22 protein-coding genes and 1 other annotated feature are annotated in these 25,862 nt (G+C 49.4%); of the genes, 15 read left to right on the top strand and 7 right to left on the bottom strand.

Annotated elements, in window-relative coordinates; genetic code table 11:
• The first annotated feature begins 44 nt into the window (after window positions 1-44).
• The 14 genes from panB (at window position 45) to WH45_RS14355 (ending at window position 16,844) form a co-directional block, all read left to right on the top strand.
• Window positions 45-917, top strand: a complete 873-nt coding sequence (panB, locus tag WH45_RS14285) for a 3-methyl-2-oxobutanoate hydroxymethyltransferase (RefSeq protein ID WP_046215042.1) — start codon at window positions 45-47, stop codon at window positions 915-917.
• Window positions 914-1,819, top strand: a complete 906-nt coding sequence (gene panC / locus WH45_RS14290) for a pantoate--beta-alanine ligase (RefSeq protein WP_046215043.1) — start codon at window positions 914-916, stop codon at window positions 1,817-1,819. Before panB ends, panC begins: the two co-directional genes overlap by 4 nt.
• The gene (gene panD, locus WH45_RS14295; protein WP_046215044.1) at window positions 1,812-2,195 is read left to right on the top strand and encodes an aspartate 1-decarboxylase; all 384 of its coding nucleotides are present in this window, start codon (window positions 1,812-1,814) and stop codon (window positions 2,193-2,195) included. Before panC ends, panD begins: the two co-directional genes overlap by 8 nt.
• A gap of 504 nt (window positions 2,196-2,699) precedes the next feature.
• Window positions 2,700-5,594 (top strand): ATP-dependent DNA helicase DinG, encoded by a 2,895-nt coding sequence (dinG, locus tag WH45_RS14300; protein WP_046215045.1) that lies wholly within the window; start codon window positions 2,700-2,702, stop codon window positions 5,592-5,594.
• Window positions 5,591-6,250, top strand: a complete 660-nt coding sequence (locus WH45_RS14305; RefSeq protein WP_046215046.1) for a redox-sensing transcriptional repressor Rex — start codon at window positions 5,591-5,593, stop codon at window positions 6,248-6,250. Before dinG ends, WH45_RS14305 begins: the two co-directional genes overlap by 4 nt.
• Window positions 6,231-7,538, top strand: a complete 1,308-nt coding sequence (locus WH45_RS14310; RefSeq protein WP_046215047.1) for an amidohydrolase — start codon at window positions 6,231-6,233, stop codon at window positions 7,536-7,538. The genes WH45_RS14305 and WH45_RS14310 overlap by 20 nt, the downstream gene beginning before the upstream one ends.
• A 30-nt stretch (window positions 7,539-7,568) precedes the next feature.
• Entirely contained in the window at window positions 7,569-8,105 is a 537-nt protein-coding gene (locus WH45_RS14315) for a cell wall elongation regulator TseB-like domain-containing protein (RefSeq protein WP_046215048.1), read from the top strand.
• 701 nt (window positions 8,106-8,806) lie between these two features.
• Entirely contained in the window at window positions 8,807-9,334 is a 528-nt protein-coding gene (locus tag WH45_RS14325) for a hypothetical protein (RefSeq protein ID WP_046215050.1), read from the top strand.
• The gene (locus WH45_RS14330) at window positions 9,334-10,836 is read left to right on the top strand and encodes an AAA family ATPase (protein WP_046215051.1); all 1,503 of its coding nucleotides are present in this window, start codon (window positions 9,334-9,336) and stop codon (window positions 10,834-10,836) included. The genes WH45_RS14325 and WH45_RS14330 overlap by 1 nt, the downstream gene beginning before the upstream one ends.
• Before the next feature lie 267 nt (window positions 10,837-11,103).
• A complete protein-coding gene (locus WH45_RS14335; RefSeq protein WP_046215052.1) occupies window positions 11,104-11,976 on the top strand; it encodes a 3-hydroxyacyl-CoA dehydrogenase family protein in 873 nt (290 codons plus the stop codon).
• The gene (locus tag WH45_RS14340) at window positions 11,973-13,172 is read left to right on the top strand and encodes an acetate/propionate family kinase (RefSeq protein ID WP_046215053.1); all 1,200 of its coding nucleotides are present in this window, start codon (window positions 11,973-11,975) and stop codon (window positions 13,170-13,172) included. The genes WH45_RS14335 and WH45_RS14340 overlap by 4 nt, the downstream gene beginning before the upstream one ends.
• Window positions 13,173-13,210: 38 nt before the next feature.
• A complete protein-coding gene (gene asnS / locus WH45_RS14345) occupies window positions 13,211-14,503 on the top strand; it encodes an asparagine--tRNA ligase (RefSeq protein WP_046215054.1) in 1,293 nt (430 codons plus the stop codon).
• Between the two features lie 51 nt (window positions 14,504-14,554).
• Window positions 14,555-15,250, top strand: coding sequence for a DnaD domain-containing protein (locus tag WH45_RS14350; RefSeq protein WP_046215055.1), 696 nt, complete (start codon window positions 14,555-14,557; stop codon window positions 15,248-15,250).
• Window positions 15,251-16,427: 1,177 nt separating this feature from the next.
• On the top strand, window positions 16,428-16,844 hold the full coding sequence (locus tag WH45_RS14355; protein WP_046215056.1) for a LysM peptidoglycan-binding domain-containing protein: 417 nt from the start codon (window positions 16,428-16,430) through the stop codon (window positions 16,842-16,844).
• 334 nt (window positions 16,845-17,178) lie between these two features.
• Here WH45_RS14355 and mtnB read toward each other — a convergent pair whose 3' ends face one another.
• The 7 genes from mtnB to WH45_RS14390 form a co-directional block, all read right to left on the bottom strand.
• On the bottom strand, window positions 17,179-17,826 hold the full coding sequence (gene mtnB / locus WH45_RS14360; RefSeq protein ID WP_046215057.1) for a methylthioribulose 1-phosphate dehydratase: 648 nt from the start codon (window positions 17,824-17,826) through the stop codon (window positions 17,179-17,181).
• On the bottom strand, window positions 17,823-18,497 hold the full coding sequence (locus tag WH45_RS14365) for a 2-hydroxy-3-keto-5-methylthiopentenyl-1-phosphate phosphatase (protein WP_046215058.1): 675 nt from the start codon (window positions 18,495-18,497) through the stop codon (window positions 17,823-17,825). Before WH45_RS14365 ends, mtnB begins: the two co-directional genes overlap by 4 nt.
• Entirely contained in the window at window positions 18,494-19,708 is a 1,215-nt protein-coding gene (locus tag WH45_RS14370) for a 2,3-diketo-5-methylthiopentyl-1-phosphate enolase (protein ID WP_046215059.1), read from the bottom strand. The genes WH45_RS14365 and WH45_RS14370 overlap by 4 nt, the downstream gene beginning before the upstream one ends.
• Window positions 19,705-20,574 carry a pyrroline-5-carboxylate reductase gene (gene proC / locus WH45_RS14375; protein WP_046215060.1) on the bottom strand — a complete coding sequence of 290 codons (870 nt, stop codon included), beginning with the start codon at window positions 20,572-20,574 and terminating at the stop codon, window positions 19,705-19,707. Before proC ends, WH45_RS14370 begins: the two co-directional genes overlap by 4 nt.
• Window positions 20,575-20,698: 124 nt before the next feature.
• A complete protein-coding gene (locus WH45_RS14380; RefSeq protein ID WP_046215061.1) occupies window positions 20,699-21,946 on the bottom strand; it encodes a glutamate-5-semialdehyde dehydrogenase in 1,248 nt (415 codons plus the stop codon).
• A 97-nt stretch (window positions 21,947-22,043) separates the two neighbouring features.
• On the bottom strand, window positions 22,044-23,153 hold the full coding sequence (gene proB, locus WH45_RS14385) for a glutamate 5-kinase (RefSeq protein ID WP_046215062.1): 1,110 nt from the start codon (window positions 23,151-23,153) through the stop codon (window positions 22,044-22,046).
• Between the two features lie 58 nt (window positions 23,154-23,211).
• Window positions 23,212-23,432: a binding site (T-box leader), on the bottom strand.
• Between the two features lie 163 nt (window positions 23,433-23,595).
• On the bottom strand, window positions 23,596-24,798 hold the full coding sequence (locus tag WH45_RS14390; RefSeq protein WP_046215063.1) for a pyridoxal phosphate-dependent aminotransferase: 1,203 nt from the start codon (window positions 24,796-24,798) through the stop codon (window positions 23,596-23,598).
• Window positions 24,799-25,002: 204 nt separating this feature from the next.
• Between WH45_RS14390 and WH45_RS14395 the strand changes: the two genes are divergently transcribed.
• Window positions 25,003-25,812 carry a carbon-nitrogen family hydrolase gene (locus WH45_RS14395; RefSeq protein WP_046215064.1) on the top strand — a complete coding sequence of 270 codons (810 nt, stop codon included), beginning with the start codon at window positions 25,003-25,005 and terminating at the stop codon, window positions 25,810-25,812.
• The last annotated feature ends 50 nt before the right edge of the window (window positions 25,813-25,862 follow it).

Here is a 25,862-nt window from a genome sequence, read left to right on the forward strand (position 1 = left end):
ATTTTGTCCAAATACTATATTGATTAGAAGGAGCTTGATGTCACATGGCAGCCAAAACGCCGCTGAATATTGTAAAAATGAAAAAAATGAAAAAGGAAGGCGATCCGATTACGATGGTGACCGCCTATGATTATCCGACAGCACAGCTGGCTGAAGAAGCCGGCGTAGAGATGCTGCTGATCGGAGATTCACTGGGAAATGTAGTGCTGGGATATGATTCCACCATCCCGGTAACGGTGGATGATATCGTCTACCATTCCCGTGCGGTTGCAAGGGGAGCACAGTCTACCTTTATCGTGGCGGATCTGCCGTTCATGACATATCACGGAAGTATAGATGAGACCCTGCGCAGCGTGAAGCGCATTATGCAGGAAGGACATGCTCACGCTGTGAAACTGGAAGGCGGAGCAGAAATCGCGGATACCGTAGCAGCTATCACGCGTGCTGGTGTACCGGTGCTGGCTCATATTGGTCTGACACCGCAATCGGTGCATCAGATTGGCGGATACCGTGTACAGGGCAAAGATGAGCAGGATGCCCAGCGTCTGCTGAATGATGCACGGGCGCTGGAAGCCGCAGGTGCATTTGGCGTCGTACTGGAGCTGGTCACCGAAGATACGGCAGCAATGATTACCGGCCAGCTGTCCATCCCGACGATCGGTATTGGAGCAGGCCGCGGTTGTGATGGTCAGGTGCTCGTATTCCATGATGTGGTCAAATACACATCGTCCTACCGCGAGAAGCGTTTTGTCAAAACGTATGCCGATATCGGAGCTACGATCCGCACGGCTCTCGAAGAGTATGTAAATGAAGTCAAAACCCGTGCTTTCCCGGCGGAGCAGCATGCTTTTAATCCGGATCAGGAAGCACTCGATTCCTTATATGGAGCCAAACGGAAAGGAGAGGAACAGGCGTGAAGGTACTACACAGCATCGCAGAGATTCGTCAGGAAGTGAAAAACCTCCGCAAGCAGCGCTCTCAGAATGACCATGAAGCAACCGTCGGTCTGGTGCCTACCATGGGATTCCTGCATGAAGGTCATGCCAGCCTGATGCGCAAAGCCAAACAGACCAGCGATATTGTGGTCATCAGCATTTTCGTCAATCCGATCCAGTTTGGACCGAATGAAGATTTCGAGCGTTATCCACGTGACGAACAGCGCGATCTGGCGCTGGCTGAAGCGGAAGGCGTGGATATCGTCTTCCTGCCGACCGTAGAGGTGATGTATCCATCACCGACCAAGACGCATGTCACTGTAGCGGAGCTGACCGATACACTGTGCGGGGCATCTCGTCCCGGTCACTTTGACGGCGTATCGACCGTGGTGACCAAGCTGTTCAATATCGTCAAACCGGACCATGCCTTTTTCGGAGCCAAAGACGCCCAGCAGGTCGCGGTCATTACCCAGATGGTGAATGATCTGAACATGGATATCGAGATTGTTCCTTGTCCGATTATTCGCGAAGAAGATGGACTGGCACTCAGCTCGCGCAATGTCTACCTTTCCAGGGAAGAACGCGCGCAGGCGCTCGTATTATCCCGTTCCCTGCGTCTGGCACGTGAGCAGATTGCGGAGAATGATACAATGACAGCCGGTCAGGTACGCGAACTGCTGCGCCGCGAGATTGGCACTTCTCCGATAGCGGTAATCGATTATGCGGAGATTCTGTCTTTCCCGCAGCTGGAAGTGCTGGCTGACAATATGGTACTGCATGAACTGAACCAGGAAGTGATCATGGCGCTGGCTGTTAAATTTGGCCCAACCCGTCTGATTGACAACGTAATCATGGAAACGAAAGGTGTGTCCCTTCATGTATAGAACAATGATGAAATCCAAAATCCACCGTGCCACAGTTACAGAGGCCAATCTGAACTATGTCGGCAGCATTACGATCGACGAAGATCTGATGGAAGCGGCGGATCTGCTTGAAAATGAAAAAGTACAGATCGTCAACAACAACAATGGTGCCCGTCTGGAAACATACGTCATTACCGGCCCGCGCGGCAGCGGCGTTGTCTGCCTGAATGGTGCAGCCGCACGTCTCGTACAGCCTGGCGATACCGTAATCATTATTTCGTATGCGATGATGAGCAGTGAAGAGCTGCAGACACATCGCCCAACCGTTGTCTTTGTGGATGAACAAAACAAGCCGGTCATGGAAGCGCACAAGGAAGTTCACGCAACCATTATGTAATGGGAAAGATACAAAACGGCTCATGAGCTGAGCCTGCAGCTGGCCCAAAGGTCTTTTACTGCGAGGCAGCGGAGCGATGTCAGCGATGAGCATATGTTCCAAAATGAACAACAGCCTGCCGGTAGGATTGCCGGCAGGTTTTTTCACCCACTCTGGATTTCCGGAAAAGAAACCGGAACCATGATAATTACCGGTGGAAGCCGGTGAAATGGATAATATGCGTAGGCGAACCCGGCGAAATCATGTATAATAAAAGAAACATAACGCCTAAGCAAGGTGATACCGCGTGCCTGTCAAACACGTCATGTATCACCTTTTTTATGTATATAAAGGATAACCCGGGCGGCCGGGAGAGAGATTGCCGTGCAGCCGTACAGGCTGTATGCAGGATGCGGCAGTTCCCGTCACCTCGCCACGTTTTCAAAACCGCCTCGTTCTGGTATGCTGATAGGTGAACATTTTGACATCAGGTGTGACGACTGCAAGGAAAGGATTTAGACATCCATGAAATTTGCCGTACTGGATTTTGAGACAACAGGAACCCAGTCCTCGGATGATATCATTCAGGTGGGTCTTGCTGTTATAGATCATGATTTAACCATTACACAGGTATACAGCTCCATGGTCAAACCCGGAGGCAAGATTCCTCCGTTTATTACCGGACTCACCGGTATTCGCAATGAAGATGTGGCAGATGCTCCCGAACTGGATGACGTCATGCTGGAGATGATACCGCTGCTGGAAGATGCCGTACTGGTCGGGCATAATGTAGCCTTTGACCTGGGATTTCTGCAGCGTGCGCTGGACCGTACCGGTTATTTGCCATTTACCGGCAGAGTGCTGGATACGATGGATTTCCTGCGTATTTTTTTCCCGAATCTGCCGAGCTATCAGCTCAGCATGGTCAGCAGTTCATTGGGGTTCGAGCATGATCGTCCCCATCAGGCAGACAGCGATGCATTGGCGACAGCTTATGTGTTCCTCAAATGCATCGAAGAGCTGGATGGTCTGCCGCTAATTACCGTGCAGCGTCTATCCGAGCTGTTTGATAACCAGGACAGTGATCTGGGCTGGTATTTTGACGGTGTGCGTATGCAGCGTGAAGCGCAGCCTTCCCAGGATCTCGATGAGCATCGCTTTTATCGTCAGCTGGCCCTCAAGGTAGGCGACTGGATGGATATCCCGTCCGCCGAGGAAGCGCGCGAAGGCATGCCGCTTGCGGATGTCTCCTTTGATGAGTTCCTAGAGCAGGTCAAGGACAATCTGCGCAAGCTGCTGCCCGATTATGAAGAACGTGAGCCGCAGAATCATATGTTTGATGAAGTGGTGCGTGCGCTTACGGATGAGAAGCATTTACTGATCGAGGCAGGAACGGGAACCGGCAAATCGCTCGGTTATCTACTGCCTTCCATTTACCATAGCGTCAAAAACAGCGAGAGAGTCATGGTCAGCACGCATACGATTAATTTGCAGGAACAGCTGCGCGAACGGGATGTTCCGCTGCTCACTCAGGTCATTCCGTTTGCTTTTCGTGCTGCTGTATTCAAGGGACGACAGCATTATTTGTGTCTGCGCAAATTTGAGCATAAAATAAATACAAAGGAATTCCAGAGTCCCAAGGAAGATGTGCTGATCGCAGCACAGATGATCGTCTGGCTGACAGCAACCGAGACCGGGGACGATGAAGAGCTCAATATGGGGAACCGAGGCGGCGATTTCTGGGAAACGGTCGCCAGCGACACGGATTCCTGTCTTGGACGCGCCTGTCCATGGTTCCGGCAGTGCTTTTATCACCGGGCCAAGCATGAAGCCGGTGCAGCCGATGTGGTCATTACCAATCATTCCAAGCTGTTTACCGATATCAAGGCTGGCCACCAGCTGCTGCCTGCCTATGAACATCTGGTTATCGATGAAGCCCATCATCTGGAAGATGTGGCCGGCAAGCATCTGGGCATGCACATGAAATATTTCACATTGGTTCATCCGATGCTTCGTCTGTTCAAGGACAGCAAGACCGGCCAGCTGGCGATTCTGCGTCAGCAGCTGGGCTCTTCGGGCAGTGAACGCGGTATGGAATGGGCAATTGCAATCGATAATCTGTATCCAGAATTGACGGATGTCAAGGAAGACTGGGATAAGCTGAGTGAGCTGCTGTTCGCCCTGCTGCCGCAGCGCAGTGATGCGGCTCCCGGTGAAGCGGCACAGTTCACGCTTCGCCTGCTTCCGCAAAAGAAACCGGACGAATGGGCCGAAATTACCGAGCTGGAGAACCGGATTCATATCGGTCTCAGCCAGATTATCCGCAAGGGTGAGCAGGTGATGAGCAAGATCAAGGAATCGGACGAGGTTCTGGATAGTGATGGACTGGTAACGGATGTGTCCGGACTGTTCAAGGATCTGACCGGCGTACGCGATGATCTTCGCCATTTTATCAAGCTGGACAGCGACGATACGGTATACTGGTACGAAGCCAATGGTAACTACCGCAGCAAGTCGCTGCAGATGTATGCCGTTCCGGTCGACGTGAGCCAGCAGCTCAAGGAGCATTTCTTTGACAAAAAGAAAAGTATTGTGCTGACATCGGCAACGCTGTCGATCGACAAGAACTTCCAGTATATGATCGAGCAGCTGGGACTGAAAGATGCCGAGCAGGAAGGCAAGCTGAACACCGTCATGCTGGAATCGCCGTTCAACTATAGAGAGCAGTCGCTCGTATTGATCCCGAGGGATTTCCCGAGCGTCAAAGGCAGCGTGGGCGATGAGCACTTTGTCAGCATGCTGGCCCGATCACTTGCGGATGCCGCCGAGGCTACGCGTGGACGCATGCTCGTCTTATTTACTTCTTACCGGATGCTCAAGCAGGTGTATGAGCCTCTGAAGGAGAAATTATCACAGAGTGATATTGCCGTCTTCGGACAGGGAGTGGATGGAGGCAGCCGCACCAAGCTGACCCGCCGCTTCCAGGAGCATCCGGCCTGCGTACTGCTGGGGACGAGCAGCTTCTGGGAAGGTGTCGATATTCCCGGAGAGGCACTGACCTGTCTGGCAATTGTGCGACTGCCTTTCCAGCCGCCAAACCATCCGCTGGTAGAAGCCAAAAGCGAACGGCTCAAAAAAGAAAAGAAAAATCCATTTATGAAATTATCTGTACCACAGGCAGTTATCCGGTTCAAACAGGGCTTTGGCAGACTGGTCCGGACAGCGAATGACCGCGGTATTGTGCTGATTTATGATACCCGGGTCATCGAGTCGTATTACGGCAAGCATTTCCTCTACTCGCTGCCCGGTCCGAAAATGGAACATATGCCTACCGAGCAAATGGTTCCTCGTATTGCACAGTGGCTGAGCCATCGTGAGAACGAAAAGGATGCTGCACATCAAGAGGGGGAGCAAGCATGAAATCCGACAAAATATCAGAAGCGGTCGTGCGAAGATTACCTGTCTACCTGAGATATCTGAATGAGCTTCATACCCGCGAGGTACCGACCGTATCCTCGCAGGAACTGGGGCAAAAGCTGGACCTGAATCCGGCCCAGATCCGCAAGGATCTCGCCTACTTCGGTGACTTTGGTCGCAAGGGAATCGGGTATGACGTATCCTATCTGATCGAGAAGATCCGTCATATTCTCAAACTGGATCAGCAAATCAATGTAGCGCTGATCGGAGCGGGTAATCTGGGACACGCGCTTTCCAACTATAATGCCTATCTGCAGGAGACGATGAAGATCGTAGCGATCTTTGATTCGTATACGCCCAAGGTAGGCACACAGATCAACACACTGACCGTACAGCCGATCGATGAGCTGTCCGATACCGTTCAGGCCAAGCATATCCGGGTCGGCATCATTACCGTTCCCAATACCGAAGCCCAGCGTGTTGCCGATCAGCTGATCGAAGCAGGCATCGAGGCCATTTTGAACTTTGCACCGATTATTCTGAAGACACCACCGCATGTACGTGTGCATACGGCAGATTTTACTACCGATCTGCTCAGTCTGGCCTACTACCTTGAAGACGGAAAGGAATTAGAGACGAATGAACAATTCACCGAGTAAATGGATGATCAAAAACGGGATATTTGCAGCTTCCCATGGAGAAAAAGCAGTACTCTACGGCCATATGGTCATCGAGAATGATATCATTACCTATCTGGGCGAGGAGGAGCCTGCCGACCAGGAAGGAATGACCATCGTAGATGGCAGGCACCAGTTCTTCATTCCGGGTCTGGTTAACAGCCATGGTCATGCGGCCATGTCCCTGCTCCGCGGATATGGCGACGATCTGGCTCTTCAAGTGTGGCTGCAGGAGAAAATGTGGCCGATGGAAGCCAAATTTACGAGCGATGATGTCTATACCGGTACAGCACTCTCCGTACTGGAAATGCTCAAAGGCGGTACAACTACTTTCCTCGATATGTATGACCGTTCCGAACGTGTGGCCGAAGTGGTCGAACAGTCGGGAATGCGCGCGGTACTGATGCGTGGTGTAATCGGTCTGTGCTCCGAAGAAGAACAAAACGAGAAGCTGAATCAGGCGGTACAGTTCGTACGCGACTGGCACGGCCAAGCCAACGGACGCATCACGACAATGATGTCTCCACATGCGCCGTATACATGCCCGCCGGCATTTATTGAGAAATTCGTGCAGGCTGCACATGATCTCGATGTGCCGCTGCATACACATATGTCCGAGACGATCGCCGAAGTGGAGCAGAACGTACGCGACTACGGTCTGCGTCCGGTAGCCCATCTGGAGAAACTCGGTGTATTTACCCGTCCGACGCTGCTGGCACATGCCGTGCATCTGACGGATGAAGAAATTCAGACACTGGCTGCCCACAAAGCAACCATTTCACATAATCCGGGCAGCAACCTGAAGCTGGCGAGCGGGGTAGCCCGTGTGCCTGATCTGCTGCGTGCAGGTGTAGTCGTATCTCTCGGTACCGATGGACCAGCCAGCAACAACAACCTGGATATGTTCGAAGAAATGCGTCTGGCCGCTCTTATTCACAAAGGCGTATCCGGTGATCCTACAGCAGTACCGGCGCTGGAAGCTCTGCGCATGGGTACCGAATATGGTGCCAAATCCGTATTCCTCGATAATACAGGCGTGTTTGCGGTAGGCATGAAAGCGGACATTACCTCCCTGAATATCGATCAGCCGCATTTCCTGCCGTTTACGGACTTTATCTCTCATACGGTATATTCCGCGAGCGCCAAGGACGTACTGCATGTCTGGGTAGATGGCAAGCAGCTGATCAAGGATGGCGTATCGCTGACGCTGGATGAAGAGAAAATCCGCCGCGAAGCACAGCTTGCTTTTGAAGGTTTGCTTACACGCTAACCGGAAGTTGAACAGAAAGGATGGCGTGTCTTGCGAAATTTGGGAAGTGGCAAGTGGATAGCGATTATTATTACGGTAGTAGGTCTGATTGTACTGTGCGTGAACCAGTTCTATGTGCATGTTATGGCCAAGCCATGGAGTCATGAAAAGGAAGCGCTGGAGATTGCCCAGAAGCAGGCGAATCTGACTTCACTGACACGGACATATCAGTCGGTCTGGAATGAGAAATCGATCTACTGGGTCGTGCAGGGACAGAACGATCAGCAGCAGGAAGTCATGGTCTGGGTGAAGTTTAACAAAGATGGCACTCCGGTACAGGGAGCCAATGCTGTACATGTAGAGAAAATAGCCGGAACGATGAAAGTGCAGCAGGCCGAGCAGCTGGTGCAAAGCGATCTGCCGGGCGCTGAAGTCGTTCGTGCCATACCGGGTTCATACAACGGCAAATATGCCTGGCAGGTTTTTGCCAAATCCGGTGATCATTATTATTATATATTCTACAATTTCCGTGACGGCACCAAGCTGGGTGGACCGATGGAACTGCCAAATACCCTGACCGGTACTTAGAATAGTGGACGAAGAGCAGGGGACGGATCATGAATGATCCAGCCTGGGCGTACAAGAGCTAATTGTATGTGTAATTATAGAAAAAGCGACCGCAGGGAGTACCCACTCCTGTACGGTCGCTTTTTTTATGGATTTTATGAATTACTTTTCATGCCTTATAGCTTGAACTGGTACACCGTTTCCTGCAGCTTTGGCTATATTCTGCTGCGTAGCGGTATGGGTAGTGCTTTCTTCGGGGAAAGCTTGGGTAAACTTGCAGCAGGTGATCGAAAAGCGGTAGTATAGTAATAAGCTTTTTTAATTAATGATTAGATCAAATTATATCTGGAAAGAGAACGTATTTATTTCCAGGCGCAGACTAACAATACCATTAGATAATGTTCTAAGTTACCGTTATAACAACGATTTCTGTTCATATATTCGACAAAATAACAAAAAATCCGAAAAGGTTCGTTTGCATTGAAGCATACGTACAATTTCGGATTTTACAATATCATTTATTATGTAAAAAAAGTTCATAGAGTTGCCTTAAAATGGAGAAAATGGGTATGATATACTTCAATTATCTACAATTTGTGTAAATTATTTTTGGGAATTGCAAAAAAACCTGTCGTTTTTGGGTTACCGAAAGGCCATTGTCTGCCGAAATAAAGTTATATGAAAAATAACTGCACCATGTATATACACAGAGGAGGACATGCATGAAACTTCGGGCGCTGCCTGTTATGATTACCGTGGTCGTTTCAATTGCCGTACTGTTTGGGGGTTGGTTTACGTATCGTCAGCTCACCCTTCATAACCCGCTTATGAAAATTGTCCAGTCTTATCCAGGTGTGAACTCCGCTCAGGTTACTATTAACCAGAAAGAAGTTGCTTTGAAACTCGATTTAAAACCGGAAGCGGATTTGGGAGCTCTCGTTCAGCAAATCCACAAACAAAGCACTGATATTCTGGGCACACGCACTCTTAAATTAGAAGTGGTTGACCATTCGGATGACAAGCTGAATCAGATCTGGGAGAATGCGATGTTTCCTGTATCCCAGGCAATGGCTAACCGTGAATATACTGAAATACCAAAGACTCTTGAAGAAATCGCCAAGCTGAACAATGGTGTTCAAGCTAAGGCAGAAATGGATGACCTCAATGTCTATGTATCACTCAGCAACGGCAAAGCCAGCAAATTTCTTATTCTGCCGCGCAGCACTCAAGCTACAGGAGGAAATGCCTAATGCCTAAATGGACCAAAGAAGTTGTTATCGGATTTGTCCCTGTCCTGCTCATTTTCCTGTTATACGTTGGATATAATATATTGCCTCTGCTGCTGCTGGTAGCTGTAGTCGGTGGAATCCTGTTCTTCATGCAGGCACGCGGCGGACTCGCTGTCGGCGCCAGCCAGGAACGCAACCGCAAAAAGAACGGTCCGGTCAAGCTGACTTTTGAACAAATCGGCGGTCAAGACAACGCCAAGCGCGAACTGCGTGAAGCGCTCGATTTCCTTGTACGTCATGATGAAATTAATAAATTCGGTATCCGCCCGCTCAAGGGTATCCTGCTGACAGGCCCTCCGGGAACCGGTAAAACCCTGATGGCCAAAGCGGCTGCACATTATACAAACTCTGTTTTCGTCAGCGCTTCGGGTAGTGAATTTGTGGAAATGTATGTTGGTGTCGGCGCAGGACGTATCCGCGATCTGTTCAAGGATGCACGTACCCGTGCGGCCAAGGAAAATAAACAAAGCGCGATTATCTTTATCGATGAGATTGATGTAATCGGCGGCAAGCGTGAAGGCGGACAGCAGCGTGAGTATGATCAGACGCTGAACCAATTACTGACCGAGATGGATGGTATCTACAGCAACGAAGCGCCACGCATTCTGATTATCGCTGCTACTAACCGTAAGGAAATGCTGGACAGTGCACTGCTGCGTCCGGGTCGTTTTGACCGTCATATCCAGGTCGATCTGCCGGACAAAAAAGGCCGCAAGCATATTTTGGAACTGCACGCTGCCAACAAGCCAATGGGTCCTGAAACCAATCTGGACAAACTGGCTGAAGAAGCTTACGGATTCTCCGGTGCACAGCTGGAGAGCGTAATGAATGAAGCTGCTATCTATGCGATGCGTCAGGATGAAGAAATGATCAGCCAGCGCCATATGTCGATGGCGATTGATAAAGTCATGATGGGTGAGAAGACAGACCGCGAATCCAGTGCAGAAGAGAAACAGCGCGTTGCCATTCACGAACTGGGTCATGCCATTATGGCAGAGGTTGTCCGTCCGAATAGCGTCGGTCAGGTTGCTCTGAGCCCGCGCGGTCAGGCACTCGGTTATGTTCGTCACAATCCGCAGCAGGAACAGTACCTGTACACCAAGCCTTTCCTGGAAGAGCAGATCATGATCGCGCTCGCTGGTGCAGCTGCCGAAGAAATGTATTATGAAGGCCGCAGCACAGGTTCGAGAGGTGACTTCGACCAGGCGCTGAACATTGTGCAAAATATGGTTGAAGCCGGTCTGACCAAGCTCGGTATCGTTACAATTAACATGGTTCCCAAAGAACTGCTGATGAAAGAAAGCAATGCAATTCTGGAAGAACTCGGTGAGCGTACCCGCAAGTTGCTGGAGGAACGCCGCCACATTTTCGACAGCTCCCTTGACATTTTATTACAGGAAGAAATCCTCTCGGGTGAGCAATTCCGCGAACAATTCAAGAAAAGTTCAAATGTACCAGCTTAATTCAAAAAGCTGGTACTTTTTTTTTACTTTTTGCCTGTGCTACGGTATTATTAGATGTTGGAGATTATATAGAAGCCCGGCATTTTTCATCATTACATTTCTTATGCTTGGCATGGTTGAAATAGACGAAAACAATCGTTTGTCTCGTTCTGTTTTGCTTTAAATAGAGCTTGGGAAGAATATGAAAGTGTGAAGGGCCAGATGGTATCCGGCTAGAATATTTAGCTTATATACCGTACTGAATATTGGAAGGGTGGAATAGAAAGCATGAATTTTAAAAAAGTCGGCGTTATCGGCGGCGGTACAATGGGTCAGGGCATTGCAGAAATGCTGGCCAAAAAAGGTATCGAGGTGCTGTTGGTTGAGAAAACTCCAGAAAAACTGGACAATGCATGGAGCATGATTGAGACCAGTCTGGACAAGCAAATGGAAAAATGGGCACTGACCCAGGCGGAGAAAAAGCTTATTCTCGGCAAAATCCAAAAAGTGACCCACTTTGCCGATCTCGGTTCCTGTGATCTCGTTATCGAGACGATCAGCGAAGATCCGGAAGCGAAAAAAGAAGTGTTTGCACAGCTGGATCAGGTCTGCTCCAGCAGCGTTATCCTGGCGAGTAACACATCCACGCTCAGCTTGACCGAGCTGGCCAGCTCCACCAAATATCCGGAACGCGTCATCGGACTTCACTTTATTTATCCGGTATCCAAAATCGACCTCGTTGAAATTATCCGCGGTCTGCGCACTTCCGACCAAACATTTGACCAAACCAAAAACTTCGTGGAAGAGACAGTGGAAAAAAGAGGAATCATGGTCTATGAATCCCCTGGTTTCGTAACGAGCCGTATCATCTGTCTGCTGATCAATGAAGCGCTGCATGTGCTTGAAGAAGGCGTAGCTTCTGCCGAAGATATCGACGATGCTATGCGTGTTGGTTACCAGTTCCAATACGGACCACTGGAAATGGCTGACCGCTTCGGTCTGGATTCCGTCAATGCCGCCCTGGAGCGTATGTTCCGCGAGTATGGCGAGCTAAAATACCGCCCGGCAATCATTTTGAAAAAAATGGTGCGTGCAGGCAGTCTTGGCGTGAAAACAGGCGAAGGATTCTTCAAGTATGACAAGGATGGTGACCGGATATGAAAGTACTCGTAATTAACTCAGGCAGTTCTTCACTCAAATACCAGCTGTATGATATGACCGATGAATCCGTTCTGGCCAAAGGTTTGGTCGAGCGGATCGGGATGGACTCTTCCATTCTGACGCACAAGCCGACAGGCAAAGAGGAAGTTACCGAAGTTAGCGAAATTCTCGAACACAACACAGCGATCCGCAAAGTTATCGAGAAGCTGACCGACAAAACACATGGTGTACTGGAAAGCGTAAGTGAAATTAATGCTGTCGGCCATCGCGTCGTACACGGCGGCGAGTTCTTCAAAGAATCCGCTATCGTGGACCAGCAGGCCAAAAAGGACATCCGTGCCCTGATCGATCTGGCGCCGCTGCATAACCCGGCTGCCATCATGGGTATCGATGCTTCCGAAGTCAATATGCCAGGCGTACCGCAGGTCGTTGTATTTGATACGGCGTTCCACCAGACGATGCCTGAAAAAGCGTATCTGTACGCTATTCCACGTGTACTTTACAACAAATACAAAGTACGTCGCTACGGTTTCCATGGCACATCCCATTATTATGTAAGCCATGCAGCAGCCGATTTCCTGGGCAAGCCGCTGGAAGATCTCAAAGTGATTACGGCTCACATCGGTAACGGCGGAAGTCTGACAGCCGTACAGGGTGGTATCTCTGTAGATACTTCCATGGGTATGACTCCACTGGAAGGTCTGATGATGGGTACGCGCAGTGGCGATCTGGATCCGGCGATCGTTCCTTATGTAATGAACAAGGAAGAGCTGACAGTAAGCGAAGTGAATCTGATGCTGAACAAGCACAGTGGTCTGCAGGCGATCTCCGGTATCAGCAGTGATATGCGCGAGATTACTGATGGTCTGGAAAAAGGCGATCCTCATTCCACACTGGCATTTGAAATGTACGAATACCGTCTGCGTAAATACATCGGTTCCTATGCAGCAGCGATGAATGGCGTAGATGTACTTGTATTTACAGCCGGTGTAGGCGAGAACTCTGCAATCGTACGTAAATCCGTTTGTGAGAACCTGAGCTATCTGGGTGTCGAGATCGACGAAGAACTGAACAAAGTACGCTCCGGCGATCCGCGCCGCATTTCCACACCGAATTCCAAAGTAGAAGTGCTGGTTGTACCTACCAATGAAGAGCTCGTTATCGCACGTGATACCTACAAACTCATCAACAAGTAAGAACAACAGCATGGTATAGACAAGGGGAGAATGAAAGAATGTCCACTAAAACCGTTATTAAAAAAGTCAATGAGCATATTGGCGAAACCGTAACGATTGGAGCATGGATTAACAACAAACGTTCCAGCGGCAAAATTCAATTTTTGCAGCTGCGTGACGGTACAGGCTATATCCAGGGCGTTGTCGTGAAAAGCGAAGTTCCGGAAAGCGTCTGGAACGATGCTAAAAGTCTGACCCAGGAGAGTTCCCTGTACGTAACCGGCGTGGTTCGTGAAGAGCCGCGCAGTAAATCGGGCTATGAGATGACTGTAACCGGCATCGAAGTGATCCATATCACGTCTGAATACCCGATTACACCCAAAGAGCATGGCATAGATTTCCTGATGGATCATCGTCACCTGTGGCTGCGTTCCAACCGTCAGCGTGCGGTTATGGTTATTCGTGCGGAGATTATCCGTGCGGTGCAGGAATATTTCAATACGAACGGCTTTACCAAAGTCGATCCGCCAATCCTGACGCCTTCCGCGGCAGAAGACACCACAGAACTGTTCCATATCAAATATTTTGATGAGGATGCCTACCTGACACAGAGCGGCCAGCTGTATATGGAAGCTGCTGCAATGGCGCTGGGTAAAGTCTATTCCTTCGGTCCTACATTCCGCGCCGAAAAATCCAAAACCCGTCGTCACCTGATCGAGTTCTGGATGATCGAGCCGGAAATGGCTTTCACAACGCATGAAGAAAGTCTGGAAGTACAGGAGCAATTTGTATCTCATGTGGTACAATCCGTACTCAAAAACTGTCGTGCCGAGCTGGAGACCCTGGAACGCGATGTAACCAAGCTGGAAAACATCGTGGGTCCATTCCCGCGTATCACATACGATGAAGCGATTGAATTCCTCAAAGGTAAAGGCTTTGATATTCCATGGGGCGATGATTTCGGTGCGCCGCATGAGACAGCTATTGCAGAAGCATATGACAAACCGGTCTTTATTACCCACTATCCAAAAGACATCAAGGCTTTCTACATGAAACCTGATCCAGAGCGTCCGGAAGTGGTGCTGTGTGCGGATATGATCGCTCCTGAAGGTTATGGAGAGATTATTGGCGGCTCGCAGCGTATCGACGATCCGGCATTGATGGAGCAGCGCTTCCAGGAACATAACCTGGGCGAAGCCTATCAGTGGTACATGGATCTGCGTACTTACGGAACGGTTCCTCACTCTGGCTTTGGACTGGGACTGGAACGTACAGTAGCATGGATCTGTGGTCTGGATCACGTTCGTGAGACGATTGCTTTCCCTCGTATGCTGTACCGTCTGTATCCATAATTTCTGTACCGACACATGACTCAGGGTGGACGTATCGAAAGGATGGTTAAAATGGGCGGAGAACAATGGAAAGCATGGGCGAAAGGCGCTGCGTATACGATGGGCATGCAGACAGCCAATATACCTTATGCGCTGCTGAAGTATTATCAGGCGCTGGATCTGGATGATGCTGAAGCGATGCTGCTGCTGCAGCTGCTGTCTTTCCGTCAGGTGGAGCATAATGAATTTCCAACGCTGGAAGAGCTGGAATGGAGAACGGGTGCAGCACCGGGAATGATCGCTGCCCGTATCCAGAAGCTGATGAAGGCTGGATTTATTGTGATTGAAGATGAACAGGACCCAATGACAGGCATCCGCTACGAGCGGTATGACCTGAGCGGCTTGTATGAGAAACTGGGCACCATTCTGGCCTCCGAGCAGCAGGAGCGGATTACGGCGATCAGTCAGCCGCCTGCTGCTGCAGTTAGCCAGGCAAGCAAGGAAGAAGAACGGGAACGTAATCTTTTTATTATTTTCGAAAAGGAATTCGCCCGTCCGCTGTCTCCGATGGAATGCGAGACCATCTCCGGCTGGCTGGATCAGGACCGATATCCGGAAGAACTGATCTTAATGGCGCTCAAAGAGTCTGTATTCGCCGGTAAGCTGCATTTCCGGTATATTGACCGTATTTTACTGGAATGGAACCGGAACCGTGTACGCACGGTTGAGGACGCCCGGGCCTACACCCAGAAGTTCCGTCAGCGTTAAGCGGCAGATCTGCTGGATAATAGACCTGGGCTGTAGAGAAAAGTCCTGCAGGACGAGCTCACAACCAGTGAATGACAAGGCTAAATGATAAAAAGGCTGTTTTCAGGAGTCAGATTCCTGAGAGCAGCCTTTTTGCTATGTATCATGAAAGAATGGGATGGTAAGAGCTAAAGAGCTAAAAGTCAGTAATAACTGTCGTCTATTCATATCATTGTAGACTATGTATAACACACAATAACCTTGCATAAAGCAGAGCGAGAAAACATACATCATAGTAAATGGTTAGGCTAAATAGATCATTTGGCAAAGCAAATTCAGCAAAAAAATAAACACTTTAAAATATTTTTTCGGAATATTTTTTTGTATTGTATAACATTATTTAACTTTAAATTAAAATAGTGTTATAAATCTGATTATGAATAATTATTTATTTTATCGTATAAATATTGTAATTGGGAATTATGATAAACACCAATTCAGAAATTATTTTTGCAAATGCATAATTAATAATTTACTCATAAACATAGAATCAAAATATATATATGTTAGTTTATATAACATCATGAAATGACACCTGTTATTATAAAGTACGTGAAAATTCAGAATGATTCTGAAAAAGGAACATTTTTTTAGGTAAAAATCTTTTCATAGCAAGTTATTTAGGGAAGCTATATAAATATAAGGTGTTTATAAAGTAATGACTATCTATAATTATTGATTCAATTAGTAAGCAAATAATATTAAATCGAACAGAAAAATTGTCAAAATAGCTAACATAATAGAAAATAGGATACAAATTGTGAACAACAAGTGACACAAACAGATTTGTAAACGGAAAATGAAACAATATGCATCCAAAATAAAGAATTGTAAAATCTATGTAAAATGTAAGCGTAACAATAAATAGGTTAGCATATAGTCATATTTGAATTTAATTTTACAAAATCATATCCGTATTGATTTCATTAGGCTTGCAATTTATTTGAAATAGGAGTAAAGTAACTTTTGCCCTTAATAAACAAGTACCGGTTGTTTGAAAAAAGTGTGCTGGAGCTTATATTTATTCATCAGCGCATCTCATCTACCAGAGTACACAGTAAGATAAGCATCAGGATTGGCTGCAGGAGTTTACTTAAATATCGATGTAAAAAAACATAATTAGAGGAGAGTTAAAACCATGAACGCAAAAATTCAAAAAGTGTTATTGTCCACAGTAGTAGCAGCAGGTATGGGAACTGTTGCAATCGGAGGAACTCACGCTTTCGCAGCATCCGATAAATCCAACCACGACAAAAACAAAGACAGAGCAGAAGCTGTTGCTGATAATGCTGCTTTCCTGGCTGCACAAGAAGCTCAATTCAACGCCCTGTTCGGTACTAAAGAAGATACAACTACAAAAGAAGAAGCAGCTGCCCCAACAACCGAGACAACTGCTCCAACCAAAACAGAAGCTAAACAAGATATCGTTGTTGTTGTTCCACAAGGTGCCAGCCTGACTGAAATCGCTGCTCAATACGGTGTAACTGTAGACGAACTGGTTGCTGCCAACAACCTGCTGCCTGCTGGTTACCAACTGACTGTTCCACAAAAATAAGAATTATTCACTGATCGGCCAAGAAAAGTGTAATTGTTCAGAGAATAAATTGGACTCATTTGCTGCCACAAATGGGTTCATGATCTGAAACTTATTTTGTGCAACACGCAATTTCAGATGTGCAGAATCAACGTGATACTGTACGTCTGTTTTTATAATTTAATTCAGTATACGGGTATTTGTTGCAAAGGGCAATAATAAAATAGTTTTTTATACAATAAAAGCTGACATTCTAAAAAATGTCAGCTTTTTTGTGCGCTTTCATTGCGCTAAAACCGAACGTACATTATGAAAAAAAATCATTCGTTCGGCTTTATTGTTCTGGAACAACTGCTCAGGATTTGCGCAGCAGCAGATCTCGGTAAATATATTCAAAAATAAACTCAAATGCTTCAAGATGGCGCTTGGCTTCAAAGGCATTTTTCCCCCAGGCGTAAATACCATGACCACGCAGCAGAATACCGGGAATGGACGGGTTTAATACACCGGACACCAGCTCAGCGATTCTGGGGATCTCGGCATAGTTGGGTAATACCGGAATCGTAATTGCCGCATTTTCCTCCCAGATGTTAAAAGCCTTGATCAGTTCCAGCCCCTGGATCGGAACCGCCCCTTGCTCACCGAAATATTCGCTGACCAGATTGTTAAATACGGTATGCACATGGAATACGGCTCCGCAGCCTGTTTCCCGATAGATCTCGCAGTGGATCAGTGTCTCTGCGCTCGGCTTGAGACCGGTTGTCTCGCATGGACGGCCGTCCTGATCGACGAACAGGAAGTCGGACGGCGTACTGACCGATTTGTCCTTGCCGCTGGCGGTAATCGCAAAGTGGAAGTTATCCGGGGTATAGTCGCCTACACGCAGCGACAGATTGCCGCTTGTACCGGGAAACCAGTGGCGGGCAGCAAACTGTTCCTTGATGCCGCTCAGCTCTTGCAGTGCAGCCTGTTTTTGCTCAAGAGGTATGTTCACAAAGCTCATGAGTGAATCGCTCCTATTCTTTGTCGGAAATCGTTAATAATATCATGGAATGTCTGGAACGGGACATGGGGTACGCCCAGCTCCTGGCATTTCTCTGTCAGTACTGAACGCGAGTAGACCAGATCAGCGATCCGTGCACCTTCAAAGTCAGTCAGACTGTCACCGATCAGAATGCGCTCATATCGCTCAGGCGGAAATTCACGCATGACGGTCGTTTTGCACATACCGCAATCGTTCTGGCAGTGCTCGTCACATGGATGCGGCCATAGAATCTCGATATGTTCTCCGGAAAAGTCGGCGCTGTTGCAGAAGATATGCTCTTCCGGGATACCGAATGGCTCCAGCAGCGGTTTGAGGAAGAAATCGATTCCTCCGCTGGTGACATAGTATGGAATCTGATGCTCACGCACCAGATTCAAAAACTCCTGGAACCCTTCGCGAATGCCCGCATGAGTCATGACGAACTCGACAATTTCGTCTTTGCTGGAAGAAGGCATCAGCGCGAACATGGCACCTACTCCATCGCGGATGGAACGTTTCTGGGCGACGACTTCCTGCATGATGGATTCATAGCCCGGCGGAGAGAAATGCTTCATAATCGCGACAATATTGTCGGTATTGGTAATCGTACCGTCAAAGTCGCAAAAAATAACCGGCTGTCTGGATGTCATTGCTCTGCCCCCCAGATCTCAATTGCCTGAGCCAGTTCGGTATGTCCCTGAACCGCATAATCTGCCAGGGATACACCGGCCAGCGCGGCATCAATCGCCTGCTGGAAGGCTCTTCCGCCTGCACTGGCGCCGCCTGGATGGCCGTGAATACCGCCGCCCGCATTGATGATCACATCGGTGCCAAAGTCTTTGAGAATCAATGGCACAAGCCCTGGATGAATGCCCGCAGATGGAACCGGGAAGCTCTGCTTGTACGGCAGGCTGCCGGTAATGAGCTGCTCACGGATTGCCATATTTTCCTCGCGCGGCATCGTTACCGATCCATACGGAGAAGGGAACAGCACCAGATCCGCTCCTGCCAATCGCATCAGCTGCCCGAGCAGTACCGAAGCGGAGATACCATAGTAAGGGGATGGGTAATAGGCACCTGCAAGTGCAGGGTGAGCCATGATCGGAATGTTGATCTCCGGATCGGCGCTCAGCTCGGACAATACGTCATAGCCATAAGACAGCACATTGAGCAGCAGGGCATTGGCACCGGCATCAATTGCTTTTTTGGCCTGTTCTTTCAATTGGAAAGTATGACCGGTCAGATTGGCGGCATACAGCACTTTTTTGCCGGTCTCGGCTTGAGCGGCTTCAGCAGCCTGCCGACAGGCGGCTACACGCTTCTCGATCGGTGTCAGTTCATTTTCGAACAGGATCTCGTCATCCTTGATCAGATCTACACCGCCGAGTGCCTGAGCGCTGAACTGGCGGGTCAATTCATCCAGATCATGACCGATTACCGATTTGAAAATACTCATTAACAGTGGACGTTCCGGTACACCCAGCAATTGACGTACACCCTGAATGCCGAATTTTGGTCCTTTAAAATGACTCAGGAAGGGCTCGGAGAACTCCAAATGGGTCAGCTTGATACGTCCGTCCATGGAAATCTTGCCAAATACAGTAACGAGCAGCGCAGGAATATCACTGCTGAAATTGGCATCCGGATAAGCGATACGCACATCGGCATAACGCTCACCTCCGGCTGGCTCGTGTACTTCAACCGAGATAACCTCGCCCAGATGCTTTTTCATCGATTCCTGCTTGGCGGCAGGCAGTTCGGTCCAGCTGCCGACGGTCATGCCGATCGCGATAGACTGGGCCTTTTTGTGGAAATCCGCTTTGTCATCATAAAGTCGGTAAGAGGCGATACAGTAGCTCATGAATTTTCCTCCTTTAATACGGCTCCCATCTCGCGAGAGCGTTCTGTACAGCGCTGAATCGCACGAACAATGGTATTTTTCATGTGTTCTTCTTCAAATACCTTCACAGCCGCAGCGGTCGCGCCATTCGGGGACGTGACCTTGGCTCGCAGATCAGCCGGGTCTTCGCCTGTCTGCTGCACCATGTGGGCTGCGCCGATTGCGGTCTGCACCGTCAATTCACGTGCCTGCTCTGGTGTCAGTCCGCCCTCGATACCCGCCTGGATCATCGCTTCCATCATATAGTATATATAAGCGGGACCACTTCCGGAAATACCGGTCAGCGTCTCCATCTGGTTTTCCTCGATTTCCGTAACCGTGCCAACAGCTTCAAACAGATGACGCACAAGCTTTCTTGCGTCGGCAGATACTTCATCCGAGAAGACGATGCCTGTCGCGCCAAGACCGATGGTGCTGGACGTATTCGGCATGGTACGTGCGACAGGCTGAGCCTGACCGAGCAGATGCTGAATACTTTCAACGGAAAGCCCGGCAATGACAGAGACGAGCAGCTGGTCGGGACTGAGCAGCGGGCCGAGTCCCCGCAGCGCTTCTGCTGCATCGGCTGGCTTCATCGCCAGAATGATAATTTTGGAAGTGCGCAGTACATTTTCGCGTTCCGACTCATGGCCGATTACCGATACACCGTAGCGCTGAATCAGATAATGAAGCCGTTCCTGATTACCACGGTTGAGCATCGTAACCTGTCCCGGTACGACAACCGAGCGGTGTACCAATCCTCGCAGAATAGCTTCAGCCATCGAACCTGCGCCATAAAAGCAAATCGGTTCCTGAATAAGTGTTTGTTGCTGTGCTGAGTGACCCATAATTGATTTCATCCTTTCTCTATGACCTGTATAAGCAGATCATCTTGCATGCATTTCATACGTGTATACAATAGTGGAATTTGAAAATATCCAAATCATTGCTGTTCATTGACGGATTGGCCGTTTATTGACGAATCTGTCCGTTGCCGTAGATCCGGTATTTGGTGGAAGTGAGTGCAGGCAGTCCCATAGGGCCGCGGGCATGAAGCTTCTGTGTGCTGATGCCAATCTCTGCACCAAAGCCAAATTCAAATCCATCGGTAAACCGGGTAGAGGCATTGTGATAGACGGCTGCCGCATCCACTTCCTGCATAAAGCGGGCTGCATGGGCTTCATCGCGGGTAACGATACATTCGGAATGCTTGGTGCTGTAGGTGGCGATATGCTGGAGCGCTTCATCCAGACTGCTCACCAATTTGATATTCAGAATATAGTCATTGTACTCGGTCGCATAATCCTGCTCGGTCGCTATTTCCGCCCAAGGCAGCAGCTCACGCGTAAGCGGACAACCGCGAACTTCTACCTGATGCTGACGCAGTGCTTCAGCCAGCTGGAGGAACGCTTGCTGGTCATAGTCGGTATGAACGAGCAGTGTCTCCATCGAGTTGCAGACCGAAGGACGCTGCACTTTGGCATTGAGCGCGATATCGCGGGCCATATCTGCATCCGCCGAAGCATCGATAAATGTATGGCAGATTCCCGCGCCTGTCTCGATCACCGGTACGGTGGAGTTCTGAACCACATTTTGGATCAATGAGCTGCCACCGCGCGGAATAATCACATCGATCAGACCATTGAGGCGCATCAATTCATTCACAGAAGCCCGGTCGGCATCTTCAATCAGCTGAAGGGCTTCTTTTGGCATGGCAGAGCGTTCCAGCGCTTCGTGCAGCACTTCGATAATTTTGCGGTTGGAAGACAATGCCGCAGACCCGCCGCGCAGAACGACAGCATTGCCTGTTTTGAGTGATAAACCGGCGGCATCCACGGTAACGTTCGGGCGTGCTTCATAAATAATACCGATAACCCCGAGCGGCACACGGATTTTCTCAATAATTAATCCGTTCGGACGTTCCATCGTCTCCAGCAGGGTACCAACCGGATCGTCCAGATCGGCAATCTGGCGCAGCGCCGAAGCGATTGCTTCGATACGTGTATAATCAAGACGCAGACGGTCAAGCATGGACTCGGAAGTCCCTTCACGCCGTCCTCGTTCAATATCTTCATGATTGGCTATCATAATAACTTCTGCCTGATGAACCAGCGCTTCAGCCATAAGCAGCAGCGCTTCATTTTTGTCAGATGTACTCAGATTGGCGAGCGCACCGGCAGCCTGACGGGCCAGTGTAGCTTTGGCAACAACTTCACTCATTGGAAATCCCTCCTGATTGGAATGTTTATATGGGTTTGATTATTTTTTTATGAAAATGATGAACTGCAGTCATCCAGCGATACTCCATAATCTCTGCTTAAAGTGAAATCCACTCATCCCGGTGAATGGCTTCCAGGTGATGAATATCCTGAATACCGAGTCTGGCAGCAATCTCAGTACTGGGCAGTCCGGCGATCTGCAGCAGTTGATCATGATCATAGTTGACGATGCCGCGTCCCAGTGTCTCTCTCTGCAGATTCTGTACTTCGACGACATCGCCGCTGTGAAACTGGCCCTCTACCTGGCGAATGCCAACGGGCAGCAGACTGCGTCCATCGTGCAGCAGTGCTTTTTCGGCCCCCTGGTCCACGATCAGCGTACCGAGCGGGATAGAGAGGAAGCCGAGCCACTGTTTTTTCATCGGCAGGGAAGAGCTCTGGGTTGTAAAATAAGTACCTTTTCCGGTACCACGGGCTGCATTCAGCAGATCACCGGCATCGCGTACCTGACCGACAAATACCGGCACCCCGCCGCGGGTAGCGATTTTGGCTGCATCGACTTTGGAGCGCATACCGCCTGTACCAACAGCCGAGCCTGCGCCGCCGGCCATCGCATAGATTTCATCCGTAATCTCATCGATTCGTTCGTACCGCACCGCATTCGGGTCTTTGCGCGGATCGGCTGTGTATAATCCATCCATATCGGTAAGAATAAGCAGATTGGACGCTTTGGCCAGATTGGCAACGAGAGCGGATAAGGTATCATTATCACCGAATTTGAGTTCATCTACTGATACGGTATCATTTTCGTTGATAATCGGGATTACGCCCTGTTTGATCAGCTCTTCGATCGTCATGCTGGCATTGGCGGCCCGTTTGCGATGATTAAAGTCGCTGCGGGTCAGCAAAATCTGGGCACTGACAATGCCGTGCCTGCCAAACGCCTCCTGATAATCACGCATCAGCAGCGCCTGACCGACCGAGGCGGCAGCCTGCTTTTCGTGCAGCAGCTTGGGACGTACGCTGTAGCCGATTTCCCGGAAGCCTGCCGCCACTGCACCCGAGGTGACCAGCAGTACGGCATATCCGGCCTGCTGCAGGGCAGCGATTTCTGCTGCAAAAAAATTCACTGCTTCATGATTAAGTCCACCCTGGGGACCTGTCAGCGAGCTGCTGCCGATTTTGACGACAATACGCTGTTGTACCATTGTTTGTTCACTCCTTTAATTCATAAAAAAAGACCTTCATCCCCTGTATCTGTTGATACAAAAGGACGAAAGTCTGTACTTCCGCGGTACCACCTTTGTTGACAGAAAATGCTTCTGTCCGGCTCCAATCCCGGATAACGGTGGGGGACCGTTCAGCGTTTGGGCGCTGAATGCTCGGGGGCAGGTTCGGCAAAGGCAAACGGTGAATCCTTTCAGCCCGTGGGATTCACTCTCTATACACGCTGCGATATTGCTTACTATTCCCGTCATTGCAGTTATATCATCATAAGGTCAGTGGAATGCTTTTTCTCACAGCAGTATAGCGGCTGCAGCAGCTTATCCATCTGATATTCATGTTCTCGGCGTAGCTGGTATTGCACATTAGAATAGCACGTTCCGCTGCTTTTGCCAAGCACCGCATTGCTTGCTTCCAGCAAGTTTTTCAGAACAGATTCAGTTTACCGATCCGGCGAACCGCTTCACGCAGACGTTCTTCCGAAGTCAGCAGGCCGATACGTACATAACCTTCACCCTTGGTACCAAAGCCGATACCTGGTGCAACCGCGACATGTGCCTGTTCCAGCAGCAGTGTGGCAAATTCTCTGGAGCCCATGCCTTCCGGTACAGGCAGCCAGCAAAAGAAGGAACCTTTGGGTGCTTCCGCTTTCCAGCCGATCTGGTCCAGTTCTTCAAAGAAAGCATTACGACGGGACTCGTACATGGCCACCAGATCGGTGACACACTGCTGGTCATCGGTCAGTGCACGCGCTGCCGCCGCCTGAATGCCGCCGAACAGGCTGACATACACATGATCCTGCATCAGATTGATCAGGCGAATGATTTCTTTGTTGCCGAGCGCAAAAGCAACGCGCCAGCCGGCCATATTGTAAGTTTTGGATAGAGTGTAGAATTCAACGCCCACTTCCTTGGCGCCCGGCACCTGCAGGAAGCTGACCGGCTGCTGACCGTCAAAACCGATCGCACCATAGGCAAAATCACTCGCAACCACAATCTGGTGTTCCCGTGCGAACTGCACCGTTTCTTCATAGAAAGAATACGGAGCGGTCGCAGAGGTCGGATTGTTCGGGTAATTGAGGAACATCAGCTTGGCACGCTCCAATGTCTCGGGCGCGATTGCACTGTAATCCGGCAAATAAGCATGATCTTCGGTCAACGGCATAAAAGCCATCTCTGCACCGGCCAATGCTACGCCGGACCAGTAATCCGGGTACCCGGGATCAGGCACGAGGCAGACATCGCCTGCTTCCAGCATAATCTGACTGATTTCAATCAATCCGGTCTTGCCGCCAAACAGTATGGCCACTTCCGTCTCGGGGTCCAGATCCACATCATAATCTTCCTTATAGCGCTGGGCGGCAGCTTCCTTGAGGAAGGCATACCCGGAGAACGGCGAATATTTGTGATACTGCGGATTGCCTGCCGCTTCCCTCAGTTCCTCAACGATATGAGAAGGGGTCGGCTGGTCGGGATTGCCCTGTCCCAGATTGATCACATCATGTCCGGCAGCGACCTGCCGATTCACATCCTGAACAAGTTTGGCGAAAAACTGCTCGGGCAGCTGATTCATGATACCGGCAGGCTTGATTGCAAAAGCAGAGCCTGTGCCGTGGTTGTTATTTTGCATTGTATTCATCACTCCGGTGGCTTCATTTTGGGTAAAATGTACATAGTCTTCCTAATCTATCACGATTTTTCCGATGAGTATAGGGGTATTTTCTGGAAGAGGTGAATAGGCATTGATTTTATCAGAATACTAAGGATATGATGGAAACAGAAACGATTATGCCGGTGCTGACAGCCGGAATTGAATGGTAAGGAGAGAAGATGAATGACAATGCGTACATTACATATAAGCCTGATCCAGATGGATATTGAATTGGGCAATCCGGAGGCCAATCTGCAGCGGGCTGAAGAATGGATTCGTCAGGCAATGGAAGCTCATCCGAGACCCAATGTAATCATGCTGCCCGAGATGTGGAATACCGGCTATGCGCTGGATCGGCTGGACGGACTGGCTGAACCGGAGAATGGGCCTTATACATTCTGGATGAGTGAGACCGCCCGGCATTACGGAATTACGCTGGTAGCCGGCTCGATCTCCGAGCAGCGGCAGTCCGGCTTTTATAATACGCTGTATGTGTTCGGCCCGGATGGTGAGCGTACCGCCCGCTATGACAAGATTCATCTGTTTAAATTGATGGATGAAGAGAAATTTATGCAGCCTGGCGAACAGACGGCTTTGTTCCCATTGGGAGATATTACGGCAGCCGCCTCGATCTGCTATGATATCCGTTTTCCGGAACTGGCCCGTACACTTGCGCTGGACGGAGCCAAAGTATGGTTCGTACCGGCAGAATGGCCGCATCCGCGTCTGAACCACTGGCGTACGCTGCTGACCGCGCGGGCGATTGAGAACCAGATGTATGTCATTGCCTGCAACCGGGTAGGCCGGGATAAGAAGAGTCATTTCTTCGGTCATTCGATGGTCATTGATCCATGGGGAGAGATTCTGGCCGAGAGTGGCGAAGAAGAAGGCATTCTGACTGCGACGATCGATCTGGATCTGTCAGAAGAAGTGCGTGAACGCATTCCCGTATTTGCAGACCGCCGCCCGGAGCTGTACCGTCATCAGGACTGATGCACCTAGAATGGATACAGGCAGAGAGTGCCTATATAATAGAATAAGAA

Origin of the sequence: Paenibacillus wulumuqiensis, assembly GCF_000971965.1 — a bacterium.
Taxonomy (GTDB): domain Bacteria; phylum Bacillota; class Bacilli; order Paenibacillales; family Paenibacillaceae; genus Saccharibacillus; species Saccharibacillus wulumuqiensis.